The 22,111-nt window shown below is 67.7% G+C and carries 28 protein-coding genes, 1 tRNA gene and 1 pseudogene; 21 read left to right on the top strand and 9 right to left on the bottom strand.

Translation table 11 applies throughout. From position 1 onward, the window contains the following. Positions 1-2 precede the first annotated feature (2 nt). Entirely contained in the window at positions 3-941 is a 939-nt protein-coding gene (trxB, locus tag DV704_RS07780; RefSeq protein WP_114799016.1) for a thioredoxin-disulfide reductase, read from the bottom strand. Positions 942-1,059: 118 nt separating this feature from the next. Here trxB and DV704_RS07775 point away from each other — a divergent pair, with 118 nt between their 5' ends. Genes DV704_RS07775 through DV704_RS07745 form a run of 7 tightly spaced genes read left to right on the top strand, consistent with a single transcriptional unit; the run spans position 1,060 to position 5,645 of the window. Continuing rightward, a complete protein-coding gene (locus DV704_RS07775) occupies positions 1,060-1,416 on the top strand; it encodes a hypothetical protein (protein ID WP_114799015.1) in 357 nt (118 codons plus the stop codon). A gap of 55 nt (positions 1,417-1,471) precedes the next feature. Continuing rightward, the gene (locus DV704_RS07770) at positions 1,472-2,665 is read left to right on the top strand and encodes a NosD domain-containing protein (protein ID WP_114799014.1); all 1,194 of its coding nucleotides are present in this window, start codon (positions 1,472-1,474) and stop codon (positions 2,663-2,665) included. Beyond that, the gene (locus DV704_RS07765) at positions 2,650-3,282 is read left to right on the top strand and encodes an ATP-binding cassette domain-containing protein (protein WP_114799013.1); all 633 of its coding nucleotides are present in this window, start codon (positions 2,650-2,652) and stop codon (positions 3,280-3,282) included. Before DV704_RS07770 ends, DV704_RS07765 begins: the two co-directional genes overlap by 16 nt. After that, positions 3,263-3,919, top strand: coding sequence for a nitrous oxide reductase accessory protein NosL (locus tag DV704_RS07760; RefSeq protein WP_199489962.1), 657 nt, complete (start codon positions 3,263-3,265; stop codon positions 3,917-3,919). The genes DV704_RS07765 and DV704_RS07760 overlap by 20 nt, the downstream gene beginning before the upstream one ends. Positions 3,920-3,963: 44 nt before the next feature. Further along, positions 3,964-4,461, top strand: a complete 498-nt coding sequence (locus tag DV704_RS07755) for a nitrous oxide reductase accessory protein NosL (protein ID WP_114799011.1) — start codon at positions 3,964-3,966, stop codon at positions 4,459-4,461. Positions 4,462-4,464: 3 nt separating this feature from the next. Beyond that, entirely contained in the window at positions 4,465-5,217 is a 753-nt protein-coding gene (locus DV704_RS07750) for a hypothetical protein (protein WP_114799010.1), read from the top strand. Further along, the gene (locus DV704_RS07745; protein WP_114799009.1) at positions 5,217-5,645 is read left to right on the top strand and encodes a copper chaperone PCu(A)C; all 429 of its coding nucleotides are present in this window, start codon (positions 5,217-5,219) and stop codon (positions 5,643-5,645) included. Before DV704_RS07750 ends, DV704_RS07745 begins: the two co-directional genes overlap by 1 nt. Position 5,646: 1 nt before the next feature. Here DV704_RS07745 and DV704_RS07740 read toward each other — a convergent pair whose 3' ends face one another. After that, positions 5,647-6,294 (bottom strand): hypothetical protein, encoded by a 648-nt coding sequence (locus DV704_RS07740; protein WP_114799008.1) that lies wholly within the window; start codon positions 6,292-6,294, stop codon positions 5,647-5,649. Positions 6,295-6,460: 166 nt separating this feature from the next. Between DV704_RS07740 and DV704_RS07735 the strand changes: the two genes are divergently transcribed. The 3 genes from DV704_RS07735 (at position 6,461) to DV704_RS07725 (ending at position 8,103) form a co-directional block, all read left to right on the top strand. Next, positions 6,461-7,270: a TlpA disulfide reductase family protein gene (locus DV704_RS07735; protein ID WP_114799007.1), complete on the top strand. Its 810-nt coding sequence runs from the start codon at positions 6,461-6,463 to the stop codon at positions 7,268-7,270. Positions 7,271-7,327: 57 nt separating this feature from the next. Then, positions 7,328-7,403 (top strand) — tRNA-Lys (locus DV704_RS07730). Between the two features lie 16 nt (positions 7,404-7,419). Next, entirely contained in the window at positions 7,420-8,103 is a 684-nt protein-coding gene (locus DV704_RS07725; RefSeq protein WP_114799006.1) for an FAD-dependent oxidoreductase, read from the top strand. Here the strand turns inward: DV704_RS07725 and DV704_RS07720 are convergent. Beyond that, entirely contained in the window at positions 8,098-9,075 is a 978-nt protein-coding gene (locus DV704_RS07720) for an A/G-specific adenine glycosylase (protein ID WP_114799005.1), read from the bottom strand. The two genes, DV704_RS07725 and DV704_RS07720, sit on opposite strands and share 6 nt — an antisense overlap. A 10-nt stretch (positions 9,076-9,085) precedes the next feature. After that, complete coding sequence (locus DV704_RS07715; RefSeq protein ID WP_114799004.1) at positions 9,086-9,487, bottom strand: CoA-binding protein; 402 nt, start codon at positions 9,485-9,487, stop codon at positions 9,086-9,088. A gap of 356 nt (positions 9,488-9,843) precedes the next feature. Between DV704_RS07715 and DV704_RS07710 the strand changes: the two are divergent. The 5 genes and pseudogenes from DV704_RS07710 to DV704_RS07695 all read left to right on the top strand — a co-directional run bounded on the left by DV704_RS07710 (position 9,844) and on the right by DV704_RS07695 (position 13,247). Then, positions 9,844-10,088 (top strand): annotated as a pseudogene (locus tag DV704_RS07710) (DUF2188 domain-containing protein). Between the two features lie 325 nt (positions 10,089-10,413). Next, positions 10,414-12,120 (top strand): DUF4832 domain-containing protein, encoded by a 1,707-nt coding sequence (locus DV704_RS07705; RefSeq protein WP_158539614.1) that lies wholly within the window; start codon positions 10,414-10,416, stop codon positions 12,118-12,120. 3 nt (positions 12,121-12,123) lie between these two features. Then, positions 12,124-12,267, top strand: coding sequence for a hypothetical protein (locus DV704_RS12160; protein WP_158539613.1), 144 nt, complete (start codon positions 12,124-12,126; stop codon positions 12,265-12,267). A gap of 199 nt (positions 12,268-12,466) precedes the next feature. Further along, a complete protein-coding gene (locus DV704_RS07700; protein ID WP_114799002.1) occupies positions 12,467-12,892 on the top strand; it encodes a HEPN domain-containing protein in 426 nt (141 codons plus the stop codon). Then, complete coding sequence (locus tag DV704_RS07695) at positions 12,870-13,247, top strand: nucleotidyltransferase domain-containing protein (RefSeq protein WP_114799001.1); 378 nt, start codon at positions 12,870-12,872, stop codon at positions 13,245-13,247. Before DV704_RS07700 ends, DV704_RS07695 begins: the two co-directional genes overlap by 23 nt. 233 nt (positions 13,248-13,480) lie before the next feature. Here DV704_RS07695 and DV704_RS07690 read toward each other — a convergent pair whose 3' ends face one another. The 4 genes from DV704_RS07690 to DV704_RS07675 are packed head-to-tail and all read right to left on the bottom strand — an operon-like array spanning position 13,481 to position 16,186. Next, entirely contained in the window at positions 13,481-14,047 is a 567-nt protein-coding gene (locus DV704_RS07690; RefSeq protein ID WP_114799000.1) for an ankyrin repeat domain-containing protein, read from the bottom strand. A 2-nt stretch (positions 14,048-14,049) separates the two neighbouring features. Next, positions 14,050-14,964 (bottom strand): metallophosphoesterase, encoded by a 915-nt coding sequence (locus DV704_RS07685; RefSeq protein WP_114798999.1) that lies wholly within the window; start codon positions 14,962-14,964, stop codon positions 14,050-14,052. 2 nt (positions 14,965-14,966) lie between these two features. Further along, entirely contained in the window at positions 14,967-15,185 is a 219-nt protein-coding gene (locus DV704_RS07680) for a hypothetical protein (protein WP_114798998.1), read from the bottom strand. 38 nt (positions 15,186-15,223) lie between these two features. Beyond that, positions 15,224-16,186, bottom strand: coding sequence for a putative Ig domain-containing protein (locus DV704_RS07675; RefSeq protein ID WP_233498296.1), 963 nt, complete (start codon positions 16,184-16,186; stop codon positions 15,224-15,226). 91 nt (positions 16,187-16,277) lie between these two features. Between DV704_RS07675 and dcd the strand changes: the two genes are divergently transcribed. The 3 genes from dcd to DV704_RS07660 all read left to right on the top strand — a co-directional run bounded on the left by dcd (position 16,278) and on the right by DV704_RS07660 (position 18,617). Continuing rightward, positions 16,278-16,823, top strand: a complete 546-nt coding sequence (dcd, locus tag DV704_RS07670; protein ID WP_114798997.1) for a dCTP deaminase — start codon at positions 16,278-16,280, stop codon at positions 16,821-16,823. 133 nt (positions 16,824-16,956) lie between these two features. Next, on the top strand, positions 16,957-17,511 hold the full coding sequence (locus DV704_RS07665) for a peptidylprolyl isomerase (RefSeq protein ID WP_114799104.1): 555 nt from the start codon (positions 16,957-16,959) through the stop codon (positions 17,509-17,511). Continuing rightward, a complete protein-coding gene (locus DV704_RS07660; RefSeq protein ID WP_114798996.1) occupies positions 17,508-18,617 on the top strand; it encodes an ATP phosphoribosyltransferase regulatory subunit in 1,110 nt (369 codons plus the stop codon). The genes DV704_RS07665 and DV704_RS07660 overlap by 4 nt, the downstream gene beginning before the upstream one ends. Here DV704_RS07660 and DV704_RS07655 read toward each other — a convergent pair. After that, positions 18,614-19,858 carry an esterase-like activity of phytase family protein gene (locus DV704_RS07655; protein ID WP_114798995.1) on the bottom strand — a complete coding sequence of 415 codons (1,245 nt, stop codon included), beginning with the start codon at positions 19,856-19,858 and terminating at the stop codon, positions 18,614-18,616. The two genes, DV704_RS07660 and DV704_RS07655, sit on opposite strands and share 4 nt — an antisense overlap. Positions 19,859-19,941: 83 nt before the next feature. On the opposite strand from DV704_RS07655, the gene DV704_RS07650 reads away from it, so the two are divergent. From DV704_RS07650 to DV704_RS07640, 3 genes are all read left to right on the top strand, one after another. Beyond that, the gene (locus DV704_RS07650) at positions 19,942-20,583 is read left to right on the top strand and encodes a GntR family transcriptional regulator (protein WP_114798994.1); all 642 of its coding nucleotides are present in this window, start codon (positions 19,942-19,944) and stop codon (positions 20,581-20,583) included. 64 nt (positions 20,584-20,647) lie between these two features. Next, the gene (locus DV704_RS07645; RefSeq protein ID WP_114798993.1) at positions 20,648-21,616 is read left to right on the top strand and encodes a tripartite tricarboxylate transporter substrate binding protein; all 969 of its coding nucleotides are present in this window, start codon (positions 20,648-20,650) and stop codon (positions 21,614-21,616) included. Positions 21,617-21,677: 61 nt separating this feature from the next. Further along, positions 21,678-22,109 (top strand): tripartite tricarboxylate transporter TctB family protein, encoded by a 432-nt coding sequence (locus tag DV704_RS07640; protein ID WP_114798992.1) that lies wholly within the window; start codon positions 21,678-21,680, stop codon positions 22,107-22,109. Positions 22,110-22,111: the final 2 nt, after the last annotated feature.

Below are 22,111 nucleotides of genomic sequence, written 5' to 3'. Positions count from 1 at the left end.
TCCTAGTGCGCTGCGGCGTGCTCCTGCTCGGCCAGGTAGCGCTCCGCCATCATGGCTGCGCGGGTGCCGGCCCCTACGCTGGTGGAAAGCTGGCGGTAGATAGGGTCGGCCACGTCGCCTGCCGCGAAGATGCCTGGAACCGAGGTAAATATCTCGTCCCGCACCGCCACATAGCCGTCTGGGCGCAGCTCCACCAGGCCCTGCAGGAAGCTGGTGTTGGGCACATGCCCGATGAAGACGAAGACCCCATCGGTGGGGTAGTCGTAGACCTGCCCGGTCTTGAGGTTTCTGAGCCGCACCCCCGTCACGGTCTCCTCCCCCAGGATCTCCTCCACCACCGTGTCCCAGATGAACTGCATCCTGGGGTTGGCAAAGGCCCGGGCCTGGGCGGTCTTGTTGGCCCTCAAGGTGTCGCGGCGGTGCACCAGGGTGACCTTGCTGGCGAACTTGGTGAGGAAGAGCCCCTCCTCCACCGCCGCGTCGCCCCCCCCCACCACCACCACTTCTTTGCCACGGTAGAAGAAGCCGTCGCAGGTGGCGCAGGTGCTCACCCCCCGGCCGTAGAACTTCTCCTCGCCGGGGACGCCCAGCTTCCTGGGGTTGGCCCCGGTGGCCAGGATGACCACGCGGGCCCTGTAGCCCTGCTCGTAGCCCCGCACCAAAAAGCCCTCCGGGGTCTTCTCCACCCCCTGGGCCTCGTCCATCACGATCTCAGCCCCAAAGCGCTTGGCCTGCTGCACCATGCGCTCGGAGAGCTCTGCCCCGCTGATGGGCTCGGGGAAGCCGGGATAGTTCTCTACCTCCTCCGTCTGGGCGATCTGGCCTCCTGGCAGGCCCTTCTCCAGAATAAGGGTCTTGAGGTTGGCCCGGCCGGCGTAGATGCCGGCGGTCAGGCCCGCGGGCCCTCCGCCGATGATCACCACATCGTAGAGCTGGCTCATAGATTCTCCCAAAGACCAGCATACGCCGGTCGCTCAGGCCCGAGTATATCATACCCCCGGGGGATATATCGGCGGGACATATGCCCTGCTGGGGGGTGGCCCTATACTCTACACTAGGATGCGGTCTCGAACCCCCCATCTCCTCCTGGTCCTCTTCCTGGCCGGGCTGGTGGGGCTGGTCTCGAGCCAGTACGCCCTGCGCGACCCGCGCACCCAGGCGCTCCCGATACTTTCCCCCGGGGCCTTGTGCACCGCAAAGCCGGCTCCGCACGGCTCTTCCAACCCCGCCCCGGCCCACCCGCAGCCCCACTGCCCGCTGTGCATAGTGGGGGGCTTCAGCGATGGTCCGCCCCCGCCGCCCATCCTGCCCGGGCCCTCGCCAAAGCCCTTGGGGGTGGTGCCCCAGGAGGGCGACCGGCCCCACTTATCCCCGGTCTTCCCCCTGCTAAACCGCGGCCCGCCCTGGCTCGGCTAGCCTTTTCGTCCGCCCAGAACCAGTTCCTGTGCGGCCTTTAGGCCCTTGCCGAGCCATGCTGGTTTTGCATCCGCCCACACTACCCCCCTTGGCCCCCGGCCAGACCGTGGTGCTGGAAGCCGGGGTTTACCGGGGTCCGTGGACCATCCAGACCCCGGGGGTGCGCCTTGTGGCCCGCCCCGGCGCGCTGCTGGACGGCGGGGGGCAGGGCAGCGCCCTGGTTCTGTCGGCCCCGGGCATCCAGGTGGAGGGCCTCGAGGTGCGAAACGTGGGCCAGGGCGACGACTTCTATGAGCCGGACGCTGCGCTGGTCCTGGACGGTTGCACCGGCTGCGTGGTGCGGGGGCTGGTGGCCCGGGGGGTCACGGGGGGCATCCGGGTGGAGAGGTCGAACGGAGTCCGGATTGAAGCGAGCCTGCTGGAGGGCACCGGCCGGGCCCCCGGCCTGCAGACCTACCGCAGCGACGGGGTGGTGCTGCAGGGCAACGCCATCCGGGGCTTCCTGGACAACCTCTACGTGGAATACGGCGAGCGGCTCCGGATAGAGGGGAACCGGGTGGAGGGGGCCGGGCGCTATGGGCTCCACCTGATGTTCACCTACCAGGCCCGGCTCCAGGGCAACCTGAGCCGGCGCAACCGGGTGGGCTCGGCCCTGATGCACGGGGCGAAGAACCAGGTGGAGGCCAACACCTTCGCCGAGGAGGTAGGGCCTTTGCGCTACGGGCTCCTGCTCCAGGAGGAGTGGGGAACCCTCCTCAGGGACAACCGCTTCGTGCGAAGCACCATCGGGCTTTTGTCCCTGGACTCGAGGGATATCCTTCTGGAGCGGAACCGCTTCGAGCACAACGGCACCGCCCTCCTCTTCGCCCGCGACGCCGGCCGGAACACCCTCCTAGCCCGGGGCAACACCTTCGTGGGGAACCTCTACGACCTGGCGGTGGACGACCCTCAGGCCCGGGTCACCCTTCGGGGCAACGCCTTCGACCGGGCCGCCCCCCTGCCGGTGCCCCACCTGCCCAGCAGCAGCTTCGCCTACCTGAGCGCCCGCCAGCCCGACCTGAGCCTCTTCGCCCTCTCCCCCGGGGTCCTGCTGTGGGAGGCGGCCGAGGCCCGGGTGCCGGGGCTGCGCCTGTTGGAGCTGGCCGACCCGGAGGCCAGGGCGGTGCCCCCGCCCCCCCATTCCCCGGCGCCAACCCTGCTGGGGCTTGCCCTGTTGGGGCTTGGAGGAGCCTTATGGTTGAGGCGGTAGACCTGCACAAGCGGGGTCGGCTGCAAGGGGTGAGCTTCCGGCACACAGTGGGCAGCCTGGCCCTGCTGGGCCCCAACGGGGCGGGCAAGAGCACGCTGCTGGGCATCCTGGCCGGAAGGCTTGGGGCGGATGGGGGCCGGGTGCGCCTTTTCGGCCATCCCCCCCGCAGCCTGGAAGCCGCCCGGCTGCGGGCCTACATTCCCCAGCAGATCGCCTTTCCGTCCGTCCTGCGGGTGGCCGAGGTGCTGGAGGCCGCCCGACGCCTCCGGGGGGCTTCAGCGGAGGAACGGGACGAGGCCATCGCCCGCATGGGGCTGGAGGCCTACCTGGGGCGGCCGGTGGCCCAGCTCTCGGGGGGCTGGCGGCAGCGGCTGGCCCTGGCGGCGGGGCTCATGGGCTGCCCGCCCCTGTGGCTTCTGGACGAGCCGGCCTCCTCGCTGGACACCGAGGGGCTGGAGCGTCTGCGGGCCTGGGTGGAGGCCCACCTGGCCACGGGCGGACTGGTCATTGTGTCGGCCCATCGGCAAGAGGAAGTTTTGCGCCTGGCCGAGCGCTTTTTGCGCCTGGAGAACGGCCAGGTGATGGAGGAAGGAAGTTATGCGCAAGAGCCGTCGTGAAGTGGTGAAGATGCTTTCGGCTTTGGGTGCTTCGGTTGCGCTGGCCCAGCACATGCACCAGCAGATGCCCGCCCAGCCTGCGGCCCCGGCTAGCCTCGAGACCATCCCGGCCAAGGCCATCCCCTGGGACAAGGGCAACTGCGAGTTCTGCGAGATGCCCCTCAAGACCCCCCCGCCAGGGGCCTGGATGGGCCGCACCTTTTCCCCAGGCTTCTTCGAGCAGACCTACAGCCAGATTGCCCTGAAGGAGGCCCAGAAGGGCAAGGAGGCCTTCCACTTCGAGTCGATCGCCTGCATGGTGAACTACGCCTGGGTCTACGGCCTTCGCGACGGGGTGGGCACCACCTTCTACGTGACCGACCGGGGGGCCTACGACCCGGCCCGGGGCCCCGAGGCGGTGCGCCTGATCCCGGCCCGGCAGGCCGTCTACCTCTGGGGCGAGAAGCGCGGCTGGGTGGTGATGGATGCCAAAATTGCGGCCTTCAGCAGCCAGGAGGCGGCTTTGGCCTTCGCCCGGGCCAACCCCGACCTGGGCCGCACCCGCATCCTGGACTGGCAGACCCTGGTGGACCTGGCCCCCCTGCCGGAGATGAACCTGGTGAACCTGCTGGCCAAGCACGCCGGGCTGCTGAAGTAGCTTGTTTGCCCCCTTCCCCCAGAGGAAGGGGGCGGGAGGCCTGTATGAATCGGAGGAGCCTGGTCAAGGGTCTGCTGGCCCTGTCCTTGGGGGGAGTACCGCTGGCGCTGGCGGCGCCTCGGCCCCTGCGGGTGGGGGTGGATGCCTGCCCGTACTGCAATATGACCATTCTGGACGCTCGGTACGCCGCCCAGATGGTGACCAGCACCGGCCGGGTCTACAACTACGACGACGTGGGCTGCCTGCTCGATCACGTGCTGGGCTACGGGGGCCCGCGGGCCACCCCCAGGGAGCTCTATGTGGCCGACTTCGCCGCCTCGAGCCGCAAAGAGGCCCGGTTCATCCCGGTGAACCAGGCCCTCTTCCTCTACAACGAGCGGATTCGGACCCCCATGGGGGTGGGGCTGCTGGCCTTTTCCGGCCCGGCAGCCTTGGAGGCGTACCTGAAGGAGAGGCCCCAGCACGCGGGCGAACGTCTGCGTTGGAACGACCTGGTGGCCCTCGGTCGCAAGCGGCCCTGGGTGCCGGGGTACGGCAGGTAGGCAGTGGCCCTTCTACCCCTTTACGCCAAGGCGCTTCTGCGCAACCCCTGGGCCCTGGCCCCCGCGGGCCTGCTGCCCATCCTGGCCCTGGCCTTTCAGGGCCGGGGGGAGGCGGTGGCGGTGGTCTCGCTGTTCGCCTCCCTCTCCCTTTTGCTGCCGCCTTTGGTGCTGGCCCTGGGCCTGCCCCTCCTGGGGGCCCGGGAGGACTGGGCCTTCTGGGCTGGCATGCCGCAGCACCCCGCCCGGCTTTACCTGTGGGGGGTTTTGGGGGTGGGGTTGGGGCTAAGCCTCCCCACCCTGGGTGGGCTGGCGCTGTCCGCCGGGCTTCTGGGCCTCTCGGCCTGGGGGGCTTTGCTCCTCGTTCTGAGCGGCCTGGGGCTGCTTTGGCTCTGGGTGGCCCTTTCGGGCTGGGTGGGGGCAGGCCTGGAGCCCCCCCGCGCCCTGGGGATAGGGCTTTTGCTTTGGGGGCTGCTGGTCCTGGCCTACGACCCGCTGGTGGTGGGGCTGGCGGTGGCGCTGCAGGCGTACCCGCTGGAGGGCTTTTTGCTCGCGGCGGTGCTCCTGAACCCCGTGGAGCTCCTTCGGGTTGGGCTTTTATACGCGCTGGAAGCCCCGGTGCTGGTGGGGCCCACGGGCTACTTGTTGAGGGAGTTTCTGGGCTACAGTGGTGGGCTTTTGCCGGTGGGCGTGGGCTTGCTGGCGATTGCGCTGGGTTTTTGGGGCGCCGCTTGGCGCTTTGGAAGGAGGGATAGGTGATGCGCTGGACTGCTCTTTTGGTTCTGATGGGCGTGGCCCTGGCCCAGCCCTTGCGGCTCGAGCAGGGCTGGGTGCGCCGGGTGCCGGGGGATGTCACCGCGGCCTACATGGTGCTTTACAACCCGGGCGACAGACCGGTGCGAATCGTGGGGGCCAGCAGCCCCATCGCCAGTCGGGTGGAGTTTCACCAGACCACAAGAGGCGGCCACGACCACCACGCCGACCTCTCGGCCATGCGGCGGGTGGCGGCTTTGGTCGTGCCGGCGCGGGGGCGGCTCGAGGTCCTGCCCGGGGGGTACCACCTGATGCTATACGGTTTGCGGGAGAAAAACCCCCGCCCCTTGCAGGAGGGCCAGAGGGTGGCCATCACCCTCAGGCTCGAGGGGGGGGGTAGCGTGACCTTCAGCCTGCCTGTGGAAACGCGCTAGCCTAGAGGGAGCGGCGGAAGAGGGCCAGCCAGGTCTCGCTCATCTTCTGGCTTCCGAGCACCTGGGCCACCTCCTGCTCGCCGGTGGTGGCGTTGATGCGCACCTGGGCCACCCGGACCTCGCCCGCGTTGCCGTCCACCAGCACCGCGAATAGGTTGTTCTTGGCGCTCAGGTAGCGGCGGATGTTGGCGTCCTCCCTGGCTGCCAGGCCTACCGAGCCCAGGCCCCAGGTGCGCACATGAATGAAGATGGCCCCGCCGTAGTTGCGCTGGGCGGCCTCGGCCAGCACGGCCTTGACCAGGGCGTTGTTGGTGGCCGCATCGGTCTGGCCGCCAAAGAGCAGGGCCAGGGCCGGCAGGCGGAAGCTCACCAGGCGCAGCACATCGTCGGCGCTGGAGAGAGCAGCAGTGGCCACCTGGGCGTTGGGCCGGGCCTCCAGGTAGCTGGCGATGGCCGCCCCGCTCAGGCTGGCGCAGATGGAGCTGTTGTTGGTAAGCACCTCGAGGCCCTCAAAGCGCAGGTTGTTGGCCCAGACCTTCCCCATGGCGTTGCCGGTGTAGCCGCGCAGGAGATACTGCTCCCCTAGGGTGAGGGGCTGAGCGAAACCGAGGCCTAGGGCCAGCAAAAGCGCAAACCAGAAAAGACGCATGGTTTCACCTCCTTATATCCTTACGGGGTATTTACCCTGGCTCATCATACGGGTGGGAGGTCAAGGCTTTGTCTATTGGAAGCTATTGTCCAGAAGCTGTGCTTAAGATACCCTACTAGGATATGACGCCCTGGATCGCGGAAAGCTTTGCGGTGGGGTGGGGCCGATGCGGGTGACGCCCGATGCACTTCTGCTGGGTCCTCTGGCCCTGAGCTGGCCCAACCTGGCCCTGCTGCTCGGGGTTTTCACCTTCATCTGGCTTTCCGCCCGGCGAGGGGTGGAGGGTAAGGCTTGGGGGGTGGTGCTGGTTGCGGGGCTGGCTGCGCGGGTAGGCTACGCGCTGGAGCACCACGCGGTCTGGCCCAGCCTGGGCGCGGCCTTGCTGGGCATCGTGGATATCCGCACCGGGGGTTGGCATGGGTGGGCGGGGCTGCTTGGGGGAGCTCTGGCCGCCTGGGGGCTTCTGGGGCGAGAGGCGGTCCGGCTGGTGCTGCCAGGGGTGGCCTCCCTAGCGGTGGCCCTCCTACCTTTGGGCCTGCAGCACGGCTTGCAGCGCGGGCTGGCGGGGGGGCAGTCTGAACTCGGGGACCGGGTGGTGTTCTACCTCGAGCCCGGCCAGTCCCGCCCCAGCGAGGCGCGGTGGGGCGATTTGCCCCGGCCCATGCTGGTCAACTTCTGGGCCACCTGGTGCCCCCCCTGTCGCGCCGAGATGCCTCTTCTGGTGGAGTACCAGCGGAAGGGCTACCCCATTGTGCTGCTGAACGCAGGGGAGGACCCGGGGGCCATCCAGGCCTTCCTGCGGCAGAGCGGGCTGGAGGCGCGGGTCTTTCTGGATGGCGCGGGGCTGCAGCAGGCCTTCCAGGTGAGCGGTCTGCCCACCACTTTGTTGATTGGCCCTGAGGGGCAGGTGGTGGCCCGCCACCTAGGGCCCGTGAACCGCGCCCAGCTCGAGGCGCTTCTGCAGCGCCTGCGCTAGACAAACCCCGTGGGTTTACCTATAATCGCTAGGGCCATTGGGGCCTAGGCCCCCAGCGGACCGCTAGCTCAGCTGGTAGAGCAACCGACTTTTAATCGGTAGGTCACAGGTTCGAATCCTGTGCGGTCCACCAATAGTTTGGGGAAGGCGTGGACTACGATGTGCTTATCGTGGGGGCCGGCTTTGCTGGCTCTGAGGCGGCCTACGCGCTGGCCCAAAAGGGAATGCGGGTGGGGTTGCTGACCACCAGCCTGGACTCGGTCTACCTTCCCTTTACCCCGGTCTACCCCCCTTTCCCCGCAGGCTCACTTCTGGCCGAGGTGGGCGAAGCGGGCCTGAAGGGCTGGGCGCTGCACAGCCGGGCCAAGTACCGCTTGGAGAACCACCCCCGCATTCACCTGCTCCAGCTCTCGGTGACCCAGCTTTGGTTGGAGGGCTGGCGGGTGGTGGGGGTGAGGACCTGGGAGGGGCCCTCTAAGAGCGCCCCCAGGGTGGTGCTGGCGGTGGGGAGCTTCCTCTCGCCCCGGCTTTACATCGGGGATGTGGCCGAGGAGGCCGGCCGGCTTTCGGAGGTGGCCTACCCGGACCTGTACCAGCATCTGCTCGAGCTGGGGTTCGCCTTTGTCCCACAGGAGGCGGCGGTGCCCCCCCAGGAGGACACCCCGGGCTACCGGGTGGTCTACCAGGTCTTTGCTCCCGGGGAGTGGGAGCCGGCCACCTTTCGCCTACCTCGGCTCGAGGGCCTCTACGCGGTGGGGCTGTGCGTGCTGGGGCAGGGGACCTATGCCCAGATGGCCGAGGAGGGCATGCGCCTTGCGGCTTGCAGCCTATAGTCGGGCGCCCGCCAGCTCCAAAACCTTGCGGTCCAGCCGGGACAGGGGTCGAAGCCCGGGATTTTCACCACCCTCCCAAGGAGCCTGATAGACGCGGACCAGAAGCCGCCGGTGGGTGAACTCGTGCCGCACTTCGCCCACCTTTTGGGCCTGCTTTAGGCCAAAGCGCGCCAGCAGGCGCTCCAGCCCGCCGGGCTCCTCCTCCATGGGGACGCCCCAAAGCCCCCCCAGCACACCTCCGGGCCGCTTTTCCAGGTGGAAGCCAGCCGGTCCCTGTAGCACCAGGGCCACCATCTCTTGCGGCTGTTGTTTTCGCACCTGGGGCCGGGGGTAGCGCTCGGGGGCCTCTCTTCCCTGGCAGAACTGGACCGCCGGGCACCTCTTGCACTCGGGGCGGCGGGGGGTACAGACCAGGGCCCCCAGTTCGATAAGGGCCTGGTTCCACTCGCCGGGTGGGGCCCGCCGGAGCGCCTCGCGCATCAGCTCCTCGGCCTTGGCCCGTACCAGCCCGCCTTTGGGCTGCTCCCAGGCCCAAAGGCGGGCCAGCACCCGCCGCACGTTGCCATCCACAGCAGCCACCGGCTCGCCAAAGGCGATGGAGGCCACCGCCGCTGCGGTGTAGGGGCCAAGCCCGGGTAGCCGGCGTAGCTCAGCGTAAGAGGAGGGTATGGCGGATACCTGACGGGCCAGGCGGTGAAGGTTGCGGGCCCGGGTGTAGTAGCCGCATCCCTGCCAGACCCAGAGCACCTCCTCCTCCGTGGCCTGGGCCAGGGCCTCCAGGGTGGGAAAGCGCGCCAGAAAGCGGTGGTAGTAGGGGATGGCCTGGGCTGCTCGAGTCTGCTGCAGCAGCACCTCCGAGAGCAACACCCGGTAGGGGTCCTGCTCGCCGCGCCAGGGGAGAAGGCGGCGGTGTTTTTGATACCAGCCCAGCACCCGCCCCACCAGCGCCTCTTTTGCACTGTTCTCGTCCATGCCTGTGCTCCTAACCCAGAAGCTGGCGGTGCACCACCATAAGGCAGCGGTCCTCCACCACCGGAATCCCCACTTCCAGCAGCGCCCGGGCGAAGGCCGGGTGGCGGATGCCCGACTGCAGCCAAACCAGCTTGGGCTGCAGTGCCCGGATCTCCTCCAGGTGAGCCATGAGGGCCTCGCTGCGGCGGAAGATGTTGAGGATGTCGACCGGTTCCTCCAGCTCTTCAAGCCGCGCCGCTACCCGTCTTCCCCAGAGCACCTGACCAGCATAGACAGGGTTCACAGGCAAAAGGGTGTAGCCCTGCTGCTTCAGGTAGGCGGGCACATAGTGGGCGGGCTTCTGCGGGTCGGGATGAGCCCCCAACACCGCGATGGTGCGGGCAGAGCGCAGGAAACTGCGAAGGTCCTTCATTTTAAAGTCCAGTCTAATTCCTAGCCTCTGCCAGGCGCTGTGGGACTGGATGATTTCACAATATCAGGACGCGTTGGCTGGCGGCTACGCTGGATTATTTTGGAGGGTGCTGGGCGGGTTTTCGAGCACCACGGTTCCGGCCTGAAGTGCCTTTTGTAGGGCGTCGGCTGCACTGGGGCTGAGTCGGGTCTACTTCGGCTAGGCAGGCCCCCGGGGGCCCATCTCGGTCTCATTTTCATTCGGGGGCGCATCCCCGAGGAGTACACCTCCTGGAAGAGGGAAAAGTAGTTTAGCTGCAACCCGGGCCCGAACAACCCAGAGGCGGAGGAGGAACTGGGAGGTTTTATGATGTTCAAATGGCCAGAAAAGGCGGCAACCCCAGAAGCCTTCATGTAGTTCCCTACGGGAAAAAGTGGGCCGTGAAGGAGGAGGGAGCTAAGGAGCCCTCCAAAATCTTTGAAACAAGGAGGCAGAGGAGTACGCCCGAGAAAGGGCTCGCCAGGAGGATGGGGAGGTAACAATCCACGGTAAAGACGGGAAGATCCAGGACAAGGATAGCTACGGCAACGACCCCTATCCCCCGAAGGACAAGAAGCACTAAGCGCCAGAGCCCCCTCGGGCCACACGGGCTCCCCCTTTTCGGGCTCCTTCCTGGGCCCCCGCCAGTGCGGGTGCCTGAGCGCCGCGCCTAGGGAGTTGACACTGGAAAAGCATTTTTGGAGCTGAAAGGGCCAGTTCTCGCGATGGGTAAAGAAAGGGTAGCTGCTATAATCGGTTGCGGTCTGGAAACCGCTTTCCGTTAGGTGAACATGGCTTCATTCAGACCTGGAATTCTAAAAGCCCTGTTTACTCTTCTTCCGGCCGCCTGCAGCTCTCCAGGCGGCCCGCCTCCTAGTTTCACCGTCGGTCTCAGCCCCACGAGCCTTGTGGTCCAGCAGGGGGGTCAGGGGACCACCACCCTGATCCTGACGCCGCAGAATGGCTTTACCGGGGCGGTTGCGCTGTCCTTGCAGAACGCTCCTCCCGGGGTCACACTCTCGCCCACCAGCCTGAACGTGACGGGCTCCAGCCCAGTGAACCAGAGCCTCACCATCAGCGTGGGCAGCGGCGTGGCCACCGGGAACTACACCGTCAAGGTGCGGGCTGCTGCCGGGGGCATCGTCAGGGAGGTGGATCTTACCCTCACCGTGAACGCTTCGGAGGTCCTCGACTTCCTACCTGCGGAGGGGGAGGTGGTGAACCCGGAGCGGGGCTTCTCCCTGGACTCCCACTACCCCGACGAGCCCAGCCTGGACGCCGCGGCCAAGGTGGCCTGGGCCCGGGAGCGGGGCTTCGAGGTGCGCCTCATCCGCCGGGTCTACTACCTGCACACCTTCGCCGGGCAGGACGCCCTGCCCCAGGGTTTCCTCCAGACCCTGGCCCAGGACCTGGCCTCCGCCCAGGCCGCGGGGGTCAAGCTCATCCTCCGCTTCGCCTACCGGCCGGAGGAGAACTATCAGGGGAGCCCCACCTACTGCGACCCCCCCAAGGAGCGGATCCTGGCCCACCTGGCCCAGCTGGGGCCTGTCCTGCGGGCCCGCCTGGGGGTGGTCGCCTACCTGGAGGCGGGGCTCATCGGCCCCTGGGGGGAGTGGCACTCCGCCAGCCCTGAAGCGGCCCTCATGGACCCCCTCCCCGGGTACCAGGAGGGGGCCCAGCCCCCTTGCGGCCGGCAGAACTACGACCGCAAGCTCCCCAACGCCAAGACCCTGGAGATCGTCCAGGCTCTTCTGCAGGAGGTGCCAGGACGGAAGGTGGCCGTGCGCTACCCCATGGCCAAGGCCAAGCTCCTGGAGCTGGCCCTAGGGGGGCCTGCGGGGACCTATCCTGCCCCTTCCTCCTTCACCCCCCTGACCCCCTGGGAGGCCCACGGGAACACGCTGAAGGCCCGGCTAGGGGCCCACAACGACTGCTTCCTGGCCTCGGCGGACGACTACGGGACCTTCTACTACGACCCAGGGCCAGAGCAGGAGCTGGAGAAGGAGTTCTGGAGCCAGGACAACCGCTTCACCGTGATGGGAGGGGAGACCTGCACCCCCACCCCCTACGTCCCCCCGGGGGAGGACCCTGCCACCTGGGTCTATGAGCAGTTCCGGCGCTACCGCTACAGCACCCTGAACATCCTCTACCACCCGGGGATGATGGCCTGGCTGGCGGGCCAGACCCTGGGTGGAGGGAGCCTCCTTGCCGCCCTCAAACGGGACCTGGGGCACCGGCTCCACCTGCGGCGGGCGGAGGTGAGCGCCACCCACCTGGCCCCGGGCCAGGGCCTCACCCTCCGCCTCCACCTGGAAAACCAGGGCTTCGCAGGCCTTTACAACCCCAAGGGCCTGGAGCTGGTCTTCGTGCGGGAGGGGGATGGCCTTACGGTGGGGCGCCCTCTGGAGGCGCGCTTCTTCGGCCCGCCCCCGGGGGAGGAGGCCGTCTACACGTACACGGTGGCCGCTCCCCCGTCCCCGGGGACTTACGCCCTGTGGCTGCGCATCTACGACCCGGACCTCCCCCAGGACTCCCGCTACAACCTGCGCCTGGCCAGCCGCCTGGAGTACCGGGAGGGCCGGAACCACCTGGCCCTCTTTGTGCACGTGAGGTGAGCCGTGAGGGGATTTTTGGCCCTTTTGCTCCTCTGGCCCTTCCCCCTGGGGCGGGGCCTGGTGGTGGAAGGCGATCTGGTATACGCCTTGGAGGTCCCTCCGGGTGGGGAGGCCAGGAGCTTCCTGCGCCTGAGGAACGCCTCCTAGGGGCCCCTGGAGGGCTACCAGGAGGCAGCGGGCTTCCTCCCCCTGGGAGAAGCCCCCTATTCCCTAGGCCCCTGGAGCGTCCTCCTGGACACCACTTGGTGGGGCCCGGGAGGGGGCTTCACCCTCCGGGCCCCCCAGGGGCTCATGGGCACCCGGTACGCGGCCATCCTGGACGCCCGGAACCTTTAAAATGGAAGGGGTGAACCGGGCCCCGGACTGGCTGGAGCAGGCCAGGTGGAACCTCCGGCACGCGGAGGGGAGCCTGGGTCTGGAGGACTACGCCTGGGCCTGCTTCGCCGCCCACCAGGCAGCCGAGGCGGCCCTCAAGGGCCTTCACCTGTCCCGGGGCCAGGTGGCCTGGGGGTATTCCGTTCTGGACCTGCTAGCAGGGCTTCCTGAGGGCCTGGAGGTGCCTGAAGGGGTTGTGGAGGCCGCTAGAGTTCTGGATAAGTACTACATTCCCACCCGCTACCCCGATGCCCACCCGGCGGGCCCCGCAGCCCGGCACTACACCCAACGTGAGGCAGAGGAGGCCGTCCGCCTGGCCAGGGCGATCCTGGATTTTGCCCTTGGCATGGCGCCGGAGGCAGGTGCGAGGGAGGATGGTCCGGATCTTTCCCTTTGACCCAAAGGCCCGGCTGGAGGAGTTGAGGGGGGCCGCGGAGGCCCTGGGGGAACGGCCTGAGGTGCTGGCCGTGGTCCTTTTCGGCTCCCTGGCCCAGGGGCAGGCCACGGCCATGAGCGATGCCGACCTCCTGGTGCTTCTGGAGTCCTCCCCTTTGGACTTTTCGGAGCGCCTCCTCCTTTACCGGCCCCAAGGGGTGCGTGGGGTCGAGGTCTTCCCCTACACCCTGGAGGAGGCCCACCGGGGCCTCCGGGAGGGATGGGGGATGGTGCGGCCAGCCCTCCTTTCCGGCCTCCCTCTTTTTGAGCGGAAGGGGGCCTGGGCCTCCCTCCGGTCCTCCCTTGGGCCGGCCTGAAGGGGTGGGATGGTCTCCTACGGGGCCCGGACCCCCGCCGGGGGTGTGGCAGGAGGCTTGACCCCACGGGGCTTGGCCCACCGAGGCGAGGTTTGGTATTCGGTGAGCTGGTACCGGGGTCTCCCCTCACCCCTCGGCCGCCCCATCCACCGCCAGGCTGAGCCCCTCGGGGTAGTGATACTCGGTCAGGTGGTATACCGAAAGCAGCACGACCTAGACCCTATCAGAGGTGCCTAGCCCCCTTCATGCGAGCGCAGCAGGGCCTCGATCTCTTTGTGGCCTAGGGCCTGGGCCAGCTCGAGCGCGGTCTTTCCCCTGAGGCCTTTTTGGGCCAGGTTGGGCCTGGCGTTTTCCAGAAGCCAGGCTACGGCTGCTGCCTGCCCCTGGAGAATGGCCAGGTGCAGAGCCTGCTCCACCCCTTCGCGGGCGCCACGGCTGAAGACCAGCTCGAGCATGGCCGGGTCGCCCGATAAGGCCGCGTGGGGCAGCAGGGGGATGCCGTGGGCGCCCTTGCTTTTGGCCAGGCTGGGGTCCTGGTCCAGCATGGTCCGCGCCCGGGCCACATCGCCCAGCATGGCCGCGGTAGGAATCTCCAGCGGGGCTCCCCGCTCCAGGAGGTAGAGGGCGATGGCCTGCTGGCCGGTGTGGGCTGCAGCCTGGATGGCGGTCTCGAGGTCGTCGGGCCGCCAGGCGTGGGGCAGGTTCAAAAGGGCGGGCTCGGCCTCCAGCATGCGCTGCACCTGGGCCAGATCGCCGTGGGCCGCCATCACGAAGGCCCGAATCTGCTCGGGGCTGGGCATGGTTAAAGCTTAGCCGAGAAGCGCTCGGGGTGGGCGGCCTGGTAAAGCCGCCAGGCCTCCTGGTCGCGGGGGCGGCCCAGGGCCTCAGCCCAGTGCCAGAAGTTCATCAGCAAGGAGCGAGCGGTGCGGGTCTCGTGGTAGAAGATCTCGGCCCCCAGCCCTCCCTCTTCCATCAGCCCCGATTCGTAGAAGGCCCTGAGGGTGGCCTCGAGGTCGTAGGGGACCTGGCGGAAGTCCACCTGCACGTGGTTTTCCCCCAGCTCCACCACCACATACTGTGCGCGCACATCGCCGTTGAAGGGCGAACCCACCGCCCCGGTGCCGAGCACCAGGGCCCGCTCGAGCTGCCCCATAAAGGGCTTGTGGGTGTGCGAGCCCACCAGAAGCCGGGCCGGGTAGCGCTGCTCGATTTCAGCCAAAGCTCCCAGGCTGTGCTCGTCGTAGCCCTCGCGGTAGTGGCGGGGGGAGCCGTGGGTGATGCGCACCTCTACCCGCTCACCTGCGCCCTGGGCCTGCGCCAGGCCCAGCACCTGGCCTTCCTGGAGGGCCACCTGGTAGGGCAGTTGGGCCAGCCAGTCCAGGTGGGCCTGGGAGAGCTGGGCCACCGACCAGGCAGCGGGGCCAAAGAGGGGGTCCTGGTAGAGCTCGGCCAGCGAGGGGTCGCGCCGGGCCCAGCGCACCAGGAGGTCGTCGTGGTTGCCCAGGGTGAAGTAAAAGCCCTGCGGGGCCAGCGCCAGCCCCGCCTTGGAGCTGGCTAGCTCCCAGAGCCGCTCCAACACCTCGCGGCTCGCGGGTCCCCGGTTGACCAGGTCGCCGTTGACGATGACCAGGGCAGGGCTCACTTGGCGCAGGTCGGAGAGGACCGCCTCTAGAGCGGGCAGGTTCCCGTGAATGTCGGCCAGAATGGCGATGCGCATCCTCAGGGCTCCGGTCTGAAGGGGTTGGTCTGCAGGCTGAGAAGGCCGGTGGCCAGGGCCACCAGGGCCAGCAGGAGGACCAGGCTGGCGGCCTGCCAGAGCATCCAGAAGAGGTCCCTCAGGCCCCAAAGCGGGGCGCCCCGGGGCACCCGGCGCAGGGCCAGAAAGCCTGCCAGGGACAGGAGCCACAGCACCAGGAGAAGCAGAAGCGCCCGGGCCATCCTCACCTTAAGGATAAGCCCCCAGCCAGTGCAGAGGCCTAGCGTTCTGTAGAGGATGGCGCTCCCACGCTGGCCCAGGCGTAGGAAGCTCGCAGGGCCTCCAGGTCCTTGGTGTCCACCACCCCATCCCCGTTCAGGTCGCCCTCGAGCCGGGCAGGGGCTGGCTGACCCCCGGCCTGGGGGGGCTGTTCTGGAGCGGTTTGCGGAGGGTTTGGGGCCTGGAGGCGGCGGCCCCAGTTGCGCGCGAGGGCCTCGAGGTCGCTGTAGCGGTAGCGCCCCTCGCTGGGGGTGCGCTCGATGGCGGGGGCATTGGCGGCCAGCTTGCCGTTTCTGTCGTAGAAGGCCACCCGGGCCTCGCGGAAGCTCTGCTCGGGGCGCACCCGCTGCTCGGGCAGGGGGGCAAGGGTTACGCGGAAGGCCTCGAAGTCCCGGCGCGGGGTGGTGAAGGCCGCGTCGATGTCCAGAACCCCCCGGGCCTCGTCGTAGCGGAGCACGTAGAGCACGCTGCCATCGGCCCTAAAACTTTCCAGGTCGGGCTTCAGGCCCCTGAGGGGAAGCTGGGCCTGAAAGCCCCGGGCCTCCCGCTCCCGCACCCGCAGAAGGTAGGGGAAGGGGTCGGTGACCTCGGCCAGGGGGAAGACCTGGTCCAGCCGGGGGGGCGGGGTGTCGCCGATGACCAGGGTAACCTTCTGGGTGCGCACCGAGAGGTTGGCGTCCTCCACGCTTACCAGGAGCTCGAAGCTGCCTTTTTCCTGGGGGGTGCCGCTCACGCGCCCGTTGCTATAGGTGAGCCCTTTGGGCAGGTTGCCCTCGAGGGTGAAGCGGTAGGGCCGCACCCCCCCGTCGGCGGTCAGGGTGGTGCTGTAGGGCTCGTCGAGGTAGCCCGGGTCGAAGCGCACGGTAAGGCGCAGGGGCTGGCGGCTTTGATTGCTCTGGTTGTCCGAGCCGCATGCCATCAGAACGACCGGCAGCAGGCTTCCTAAAAGCCAGAGGCGACGCATACCCTAAGTTTAGGGGGTTGGGTGAGGGTTCAGGGTGAAAAATCCCTTGAGCAACCCCAAATAACGCCCAGCTTCACGTATATTGGGGTGGATGATTAAGCCCGACTGGTGGATACGGGAGAAGGCCCGGCAGGGCATGATCGAGCCCTTTGAGGAGCGGCTGGTGCGCGAGGGGGTAATCAGCTACGGCCTCTCCAGCTTCGGCTACGACCTGCGCGCGGCGCGGGAGTGGAAGATATTCGCCAACGTGTTTCACACTATCGCCGACCCCAAGGGGCTGGACCCCAAGAGTTTTGTGGACTACGAGGGGGACGAGGTAATCATTCCCCCAAACTCCTTCGTGCTCGCGCGGAGCGTGGAGTACATCCGCATGCCCGAAAACGTGATGGCCATCGCCATCGGCAAGAGCACCTACGCCCGGGTGGGCATCGTGGCCAATATCACCCCTTTGGAGCCGGGCTGGGAGGGGCATGTGACGTTGGAATTCTCCAACACCACCCCCTTGCCGGCCAAGATGTACGCGGGCGAGGGGGTGGTGCAGCTCGTCTTCTTTGAGGGCGAGCGCCCTGAGGTCACCTACCGCGACCGCCAGGGAAAGTACCAGGGCCAGCGGGGCATCACCCTGCCCAGAATCTGAAGCGTGGCGCCCCCGGCAGCGGGAGGGTAGACTGGGGCCGATGCGCGTGGCGCTAGCGATTTCCGTCCTGCTTTCGGCGCTGGCCGGTTTTCTCCTCTGGCGGGGCGGCGAGGGCGCGCGCCCGGGAGGCCACATGGAAGCCTTGCCCTATAGGTCCGAAAAGCCCATCACTCGCTTCGCCAGGCCCGAGCAGGTCATCGACCCTCAGCGGTTCGATTACTTTGCCGAGGTCGAGACCACCAAGGGCCGCTTTTTGATGGACCTCTACGAGGTGGAGGCCCCCATCACGACCAACTCCTTCGTGTTTTTGGCCCTCCACCGCTACTTCGAGGGGGTGCTTTTCCATCGGGTCATCCCCGGCTTTGTGGCCCAGACCGGCGACCCCAGCGGCACGGGGATGGGGGGGCCGGGGTACCAGTTCGGCCTCGAGGTCACCCCCAGGCTCAACTACGACAGAAAAGGCGTGGTGGGCATGGCCCGCACCATGGACCCCAACTCCAACGGCAGCCAGTTCTTCATCACCTATGCCCCCACCCCCAACCTGAACCAGCAGTACACCATCTTTGCCCAGGTGGTGGAGGGGATGGAGGTGGTGGAGCGCATCGCGCCCACCGAGGGCCCCGGCGCCAGCCGGGAGCGGGATAGAATCCTGGCGGTGCGCATTCTGGTTGGGCCCAAAGCCCCATGATCCCCGAAGGCACCCGCTACTTCCTGCCGCCCGAGGCCCGGCTGCGGCGCGAGATAGAGGAGAAGCTCCTTCGCCTGCTCTATGCCTGGGGCTATGAGCCCATAGAGCTGCCCGCGCTGGAGTTCTACGACCCCGCCCACCCCCTGGCCGAGCGGGCCTTCAAGCTGGTGGACAAAAGCGGAGAGGTGCTGGCCTTGCGGGCCGAGTTCACCACCGCGGTGGCCCGGCTTCTGCGGGGCAACGGGGGGCCAGGGCTGAACCGGCCCTTGCGCCTGCAGTATGCCGGTACCCTCTGGCTGCGTGAGGCCACCGCCGAGCTGGGCCGCAGCCGCGAGTTCCGCCAGGTGGGGGCTGAGCTGGTGGGGGTTTCCAGCCCCGAAGCCGATGCCGAGGTGCTCGAGCTGGCCTGGGAGTGCCTCCTGCGGGTGGGCTTTGCCGAGGCCAAGATTGAGGTGGGCCTGCCCGCGCTGGTGCGGGATGTGCTGGAGGCCACGGGCCTGGGCGAGGCCGAGCGGGAGCGGCTGCGGCTGGCCATCCACCGAAAGAACACCCCGGAGTTGAAGGCCCTGGTGGAGGCCTACCGGGTCCAGCCGGAGGTGGGGAACGTGCTGCTGAGCCTGCCCGACCTGTATGGGGGGCGGGAGGTGCTGGAGGAGGCGCGGCGGCTGCCGCTTTCGGAAAAGGCCCTGGCCGACCTGGACTGGCTGGAGCGGGTGCTTGCCCTGCTGCCCCAGGTGCCGCTGCTGCTGGACCTGGGCCGGGCTCGGCTCTTAGCCTTCTACACCGGCCTCAACTTCCAGGCCTACACCCCCGACTTCGGCCTGCCCCTTCTGGGCGGGGGGCGCTACGACGGGGCGCTTTTGCCCTATGCGGCGGGCTTTGCTTTGGGCCTGGAGCGGGTGATGGAGGCGCTGCGACTGCCTACTGCCGAGGCCCCTCCAGAGGTGCTGGCCCTGGATAGGGCCTTGGCCCGGCGGCTGCGGGCCGAGGGCCGGCGGGTGGAGCTCGCTTGGACGGAGGACCTGGAGGCCCTGCGGGCCTACGCCCGGGCCCGGGGCATCCGCTACCTGGCCCGGGAGGGGCGGCTGGAGGAGGTGGGGCGCTAGCGGAGCTTTTGCGCCAGCCGCACCAGCCACAGCCGGCTGGGCCCCTCCTTGCCGGTGATGGCGAAGTCGTTGTCGTCCACGATGGCCAGGGTCTGGCCGTCCTCCAACAGAGCCAGGTCCTCGAGCTTGTCGGTATCGAACTCGGGCAGCCGCCAGGTCTCGAGCAAAAGCCGCCGTTCGGGTAGGTGAATGCCCAGGGAAGCATAGTCCACCCCAGCCTTGTCCAGCTCGCTGCTGCTTCCATCGGGCCGGCTCAGCAGGTTGGTGGCGCGGGCGAAGTCCACCAGGTAGACCCGTGCCCCGCCCTCGGCCCGCTCCAGGAGGAGAATCTGCTCGTCCTTGACCCAGGTGGCGGCGCTGTACTTCATGTCGCGGGGCCGGTTGGGCTTGGGGTAGTCCTTGGGGTCGGAGAAGGGCACCAGGTACATCCCGGTTACCCGGGCCTGCACCGGGTTGCTCACGTCGAGCCGCACCGCCCGGGCCACCAGGCTTTGGTCGAAGGCTGGATTGGAGGTGGGGCCAATGGGGCTTTGCAAGATGATCCAGGCGGTCTTTCCGTCCCCGGATAGGGCCAGGTTCTCAAGGCCCCGGTTATTGCGGCGCTGGCGCAGGATGGCGGGCAGGCTGTCGCGCACCGGGTAGCTGGCGTTGAGGCGCACCCCTTGGGGCACGTAGCGCATCACAATGGCCCCCTGGGGTGTGGCATAGAGGAGGGAGGGGGAGTTTTCCTCCACCAGCCAGAAGCCTCCTCCCGGGGCTATGGCTATGTCCTCTACGTCCAAACCATCAGGGTCAAGGGGAAGGCGCTCCCTGCACTCCTTGTTGGCAAAGGGGACGTCCTCACCCGGCAGGTTGGGCAGGCCGCTGACCCGCCTGCCGCCCAGGTTGTGCAGCGGCAGGGATTTTTCCAGACGAATCTCCTTGCCCTCCAGTCGGAAAAAGAGCAGGCTAGGGGTAAAGCCGGGCAAAGGGAAGTACTTGCCCCCAGGGCAGTCCCCGTTGGGGCCGCGGTCGGTGCTGCCTACGAAACGCCCTTGGCCTAGGTAGGCTAGGCTCGAGCCCAGCGCTGGCCGGTCGCTTACCGGCCAGCCCGCTTTCAAGCTGCTCTCTACGTCGGCCTGGGTGAGATGAGGGTTGAGGGTGCGGATGGGGGTGGGCGGCAGGGTGTAGACCCCCACCACCTGCCCCCCTTGGCCCAGGGCCAGGCCGGCCCCAAGGGCGAGAGAGATGAAGCGTCGCATACCGGGATGAAGGTAGCTCTGAAGCGTCAGAAAAGGGTCAGAGCGGCTTGAGCCGGTATACCAGAAAGGGTACCATAACCGGCGTGTTGGCACCCCAGACCGAGGAAGCCTACCGCCGCCTTCGGCGGATGATTCTCTCTTTGGAGCTCAGGCCGGGCGAGCCCATGGTCGAGCGCAGGCTGGAGGAGAGGCTGGGGGTCTCCCGCACCCCTATCCGTACCGCTTTGCAACAGCTTTCCCGCGAGGGGCTGGTGGTGCGTTCGGGCCGGGTGTACACCGTGGCCCCGGTGGACCTGGCCGAGCTCGAGGAGGCCTTTGAGTTCCGCCAGTGGCTCGAGACCCAGGTGGTCCGGGTGGCCGCAGCCCGCCGGCCCAAGGCCCAGGAGCTCAGGGACCTGCTGGCCTCCTTGGAGGCCGACCTGGACCCCGAGGTGGAGCTGGAGAAGGCCACCGACTTCCACCTGGCCCTGGCCCGCCTCACCGGCAACCGCTTCGTGGTGGCCGCGCTGGCCCAGGTGCTCCAGCGCATCTACCGGGCCCGCTATCTGGAGATTACCCGGCCCAAAGGGGCCGAGGCCGCCCTGAGCGACCACCTGACCCTGATCGAGCTGGTGCAGGAGGGCAGGGGTGAGGAGGCTGCGCTATTCATGCAGCAGCACCTCGAGCGTTCCCGTGAGGCTCTTTTGCGCAGCCTCGAGGGCTCGGCCCTGCTCACGCGCCCTTGACGAAAGTGAGAGTATTAGTAGAATCTAGGCACCTAGGAACGGGTCTCGAAAACCGGAGGAACCTATGGTTCGATGGCTTATCCCAACCCTTCTGTTCTTGGCCCTGAGCGGCGGGCTGGCCCAGTTTACCCCGCGCAACCCCGAGTGCATCGCCCCGGCTGGGGCCGGGGGTGGTTGGGACTTCACCTGCCGCAGCGTGGCCCAGGTGCTTTTCGACCTAAAACTCATTCCCCAGCCCATGCGGGTGAGCAATGTGACCGGGGGTGGGGGTGGCGTGGCCTATGCCAACGTGGTTACCCAGCGCAGCGATGACGCCAACCTGATTGTGGCGGCCAGCCCGGCCACCACTGTGCGCCTGGCCCAGGGGCAGTACAGCCGCTTCACCGAGCGGGACGTGCGCTGGCTAGGGGCCATTGCCGCCGACTTTGGCGTGGTGGCGGTCAAGGCCGATGCCCCCTGGCGCACCATGCAGGAGCTGGTAGCGGCCTGGAAAGCCGATCCAGCCCGGCTCGCGGTGGGGGGCGGCAGCGCCGTGGGCGGGCAGGACCACATGAAGGTGCTGCTCTTGGGCCGGGCGGCGGGCATTGAGCCCCGGAACATCAAGTACGTGCCCTTCGATGGGGGTGGGGAGGCCCTGACCGCGCTTCTGGGAGGGTTCATCCAGGTGTTCGCGGGCGATGCCTCGGAGCTCAGGGCCCAGGTGCAGGCCGGTACGGTGCGGGTGCTGGGGGTCATGGCGCCCCGTCGGCTGGGTGGGGTTTACGCCAACGTACCTACCTTGAGGGAGCTTGGTTACAACGTGGACTGGGTGGTTTGGCGCGGTTTTTACGTGCCCAAGAACATGCCCGCCGAGGCCTACGAGTTCTGGGCCCGGGCTTTGAGGCAGGTGGAGCGCAGCCCGGAGTGGGCCCGCATCCGGGAGCAGAACGCCCTGGGCCAGTTCTTCATGGTAGGGGCCGAGTTCCAGGTCTTCATCGACCGGCAGGTCAACCAGTTCCGCAACCTATCGCGCGAGCTGGGCATCATTCGCTAGCTTAGAGGCTCCCAGGGGAAGCCTTCGTTCCTCCCTGGGGGCTGCTGTTTGTTGAGGCTGTATGACCGACCGCATCGTAGGGTCCCTACTCTTGTTGCTGGCCCTTGGTTACGGCCTCGAGGCCAGCCGGATGCAGGTGAGCTTCTTCACCGACCCCCTGGGCCCCAGACCTTTCCCCTATATCATCGCATTGCTATTAGGGCTTTCGGCGCTGGGCTTGCTGCTGCGCCCCGACCCTGAACCCACCTGGCCGCCCAAACGCTTCTGGGCGGTCCTGGGGCTGGTGCTTTTGAGCCTTGGGGCCTATGCCTATTCAGTGGTACCCCTGGGCTTCGTTGTGGCCACTACCCTCGAGATGACCCTGCTCGCCTGGCTCTTTGGGGCTTCGGTACCGAGAGGATTCCTGGCTGCTTTGGTTTTCAGCCTGGTGCTTTACCTCTTGTTTACCGAGGGTTTGGGGGTTGGTCTTCCATCCGGTTTTTTCTTCCCCTAGCT

The sequence above is a fragment of the Meiothermus sp. QL-1 genome (assembly GCF_003351145.1).
GTDB lineage: Bacteria > Deinococcota > Deinococci > Deinococcales > Thermaceae > Meiothermus.
The sequence above is the reverse complement of the archived record's forward strand: the minus strand, read 5'-3'. Positions and strand labels throughout refer to the sequence as shown.

Excerpts from the sequence above, each read along its gene's own strand:
- DV704_RS07765 (WP_114799013.1), top strand. The coding sequence starts at position 2,650 with ATGGTTGAGGCGGTAGACCTGCACAAGCGGGGTCGGCTGCAAGGGGTG.
- trxB (WP_114799016.1), bottom strand. The coding sequence starts at position 941 with ATGAGCCAGCTCTACGATGTGGTGATCATCGGCGGAGGGCCCGCGGGC.
- DV704_RS07645 (WP_114798993.1), top strand. The coding sequence starts at position 20,648 with ATGGTTCGATGGCTTATCCCAACCCTTCTGTTCTTGGCCCTGAGCGGC.
- dcd (WP_114798997.1), top strand. The coding sequence starts at position 16,278 with ATGATTAAGCCCGACTGGTGGATACGGGAGAAGGCCCGGCAGGGCATG.
- DV704_RS07675 (WP_233498296.1), bottom strand. The coding sequence starts at position 16,186 with ATGCGTCGCCTCTGGCTTTTAGGAAGCCTGCTGCCGGTCGTTCTGATG.
- DV704_RS07690 (WP_114799000.1), bottom strand. The coding sequence starts at position 14,047 with ATGCCCAGCCCCGAGCAGATTCGGGCCTTCGTGATGGCGGCCCACGGC.
- DV704_RS07655 (WP_114798995.1), bottom strand. The coding sequence starts at position 19,858 with ATGCGACGCTTCATCTCTCTCGCCCTTGGGGCCGGCCTGGCCCTGGGC.
- DV704_RS07720 (WP_114799005.1), bottom strand. The coding sequence starts at position 9,075 with ATGGACGAGAACAGTGCAAAAGAGGCGCTGGTGGGGCGGGTGCTGGGC.
- DV704_RS07760 (WP_199489962.1), top strand. The coding sequence starts at position 3,263 with ATGCGCAAGAGCCGTCGTGAAGTGGTGAAGATGCTTTCGGCTTTGGGT.
- DV704_RS07755 (WP_114799011.1), top strand. The coding sequence starts at position 3,964 with ATGAATCGGAGGAGCCTGGTCAAGGGTCTGCTGGCCCTGTCCTTGGGG.
- DV704_RS07715 (WP_114799004.1), bottom strand. The coding sequence starts at position 9,487 with ATGAAGGACCTTCGCAGTTTCCTGCGCTCTGCCCGCACCATCGCGGTG.
- DV704_RS07735 (WP_114799007.1), top strand. The coding sequence starts at position 6,461 with ATGCGGGTGACGCCCGATGCACTTCTGCTGGGTCCTCTGGCCCTGAGC.
- DV704_RS07770 (WP_114799014.1), top strand. The coding sequence starts at position 1,472 with ATGCTGGTTTTGCATCCGCCCACACTACCCCCCTTGGCCCCCGGCCAG.
- DV704_RS07660 (WP_114798996.1), top strand. The coding sequence starts at position 17,508 with ATGATCCCCGAAGGCACCCGCTACTTCCTGCCGCCCGAGGCCCGGCTG.
- DV704_RS07740 (WP_114799008.1), bottom strand. The coding sequence starts at position 6,294 with ATGCGTCTTTTCTGGTTTGCGCTTTTGCTGGCCCTAGGCCTCGGTTTC.
- DV704_RS07640 (WP_114798992.1), top strand. The coding sequence starts at position 21,678 with ATGACCGACCGCATCGTAGGGTCCCTACTCTTGTTGCTGGCCCTTGGT.
- DV704_RS07685 (WP_114798999.1), bottom strand. The coding sequence starts at position 14,964 with ATGCGCATCGCCATTCTGGCCGACATTCACGGGAACCTGCCCGCTCTA.
- DV704_RS07775 (WP_114799015.1), top strand. The coding sequence starts at position 1,060 with ATGCGGTCTCGAACCCCCCATCTCCTCCTGGTCCTCTTCCTGGCCGGG.
- DV704_RS07665 (WP_114799104.1), top strand. The coding sequence starts at position 16,957 with ATGGAAGCCTTGCCCTATAGGTCCGAAAAGCCCATCACTCGCTTCGCC.
- DV704_RS07745 (WP_114799009.1), top strand. The coding sequence starts at position 5,217 with ATGCGCTGGACTGCTCTTTTGGTTCTGATGGGCGTGGCCCTGGCCCAG.
- DV704_RS07680 (WP_114798998.1), bottom strand. The coding sequence starts at position 15,185 with ATGGCCCGGGCGCTTCTGCTTCTCCTGGTGCTGTGGCTCCTGTCCCTG.
- DV704_RS07695 (WP_114799001.1), top strand. The coding sequence starts at position 12,870 with ATGGTCCGGATCTTTCCCTTTGACCCAAAGGCCCGGCTGGAGGAGTTG.